Source organism: Nocardia sp. NPDC059229 (assembly GCF_042754165.1).
Classification (GTDB): Bacteria; Actinomycetota; Actinomycetes; order Mycobacteriales; family Mycobacteriaceae; genus Nocardia.
In genome coordinates, this window is sequence record NZ_JBHZAK010000075.1 from 1 (window position 1) to 1,289 (window position 1,289).

Consider the following 1,289-nt stretch of genomic DNA (forward strand, 5'->3'; position numbering starts at 1 on the left):
GCCGCACGCCTGCACGAGTTCCTCACCACCTCGACACCACAGGACAATCCGTTCTCGCCGGCGGATGTGGGTTGGACCCTGGCCACGGGTCGTTCCCGTTTCGACCACCGTGCCGTCGTGATCGGCGACGATCTCGGCGAGCTGCTCGGGCAGCTGCGAAGCCTCACTGCCACAACTGATTCCGTTGATACCGCCGTGGTTACCGGTACTGCCGGGCGAGCCGGGAAAACGGTGTTCGTGTTTCCCGGGCAGGGCTCGCAATGGCTGGGCATGGGACGACAGCTCTACGAACGGTTCCCGGTGTTCGCGGCCGCTCTCGACGCGGTGGTGGCCGAGTTGGATCCGCGTCTGTCCGACCAGTACACCCGGTCCGGTCCGGGGGGGTTGCTGGATGTGATGTGGGGCGATGACGAACATCTGCTGAACCAGACGGTGTTCACCCAGGCCGGATTGTTCGCCGTCGAGGTGGCCTTGTTCGAACTGCTGCGTTCCTGGGGTGTGCACGCCGATCGTGTCGTGGGTCATTCGGTCGGAGAGATCGCGGCCGCTTACGCGGCCGGGGTATTGTCGTTGGCCGACGCGGCGACGCTGGTCGCTGCACGTGGCCGGCTGATGCAGGCCCTGCCGGCCGGTGGCGCGATGGTCGCCGTGCAGGCCGGCGAAGCCGAAGTGACCCAGCGGCTGGCCGAACTGCAGATCACCCGGGCCGGTATCGCCGCGGTCAACGGCCCCGACGCGGTGGTGGTGTCGGGTGTCGCGGACGAGGTCACCCGGATCGGTGACAGTTTCACCACACAGGGCCGCAAGACCACCGCGCTGGCTGTCTCCCATGCCTTCCACTCGGTGCTGATGGAGCCGATGCTCGACGAGTTCGCCGCGGCCATCGCCGATCTGACGGTGTCGCCACCCCAGATCGCTGTCGTGTCGAACCTGACCGGCGATTACGCCGGCACCGGATACGGCACACCCGACTACTGGGTGGCTCATGTGCGTGAAGCGGTCCGCTTCGCTCAGGCCACCGATCGGTTGCTCGCTGACGAGGCCACTCACTTCATCGAGGTCGGACCGGGTTCGGCCCTGACCGCGATGGTGTCCCAGGCGCTTGCACCGGCCTTGGCCGGTGCCGTGGTCGCGGTCTCGTTGCTGCGTAAGAACCGACCCGAACCGGTCTCGGTACTGACCGGGCTGGCCGCGGCGTTCGTCACCGGTGCCGATGTCGACTGGGCCGCGATGCTGGCCCCGTACACCCCCCGGTGGGTCGATCTGCCCACTTACGCCTTCCAGCGCAG

Annotated in this window: 1 protein-coding gene; it reads left to right on the top strand. The window is 67.3% G+C overall.

The genetic code is table 11. The annotated features are described in order from the left end of the window. Window positions 1-1,289, top strand: a 1,289-nt coding sequence (locus ACFXHE_RS44130) for an acyltransferase domain-containing protein (protein ID WP_379391776.1), incomplete at both ends; no start/stop codon positions are given.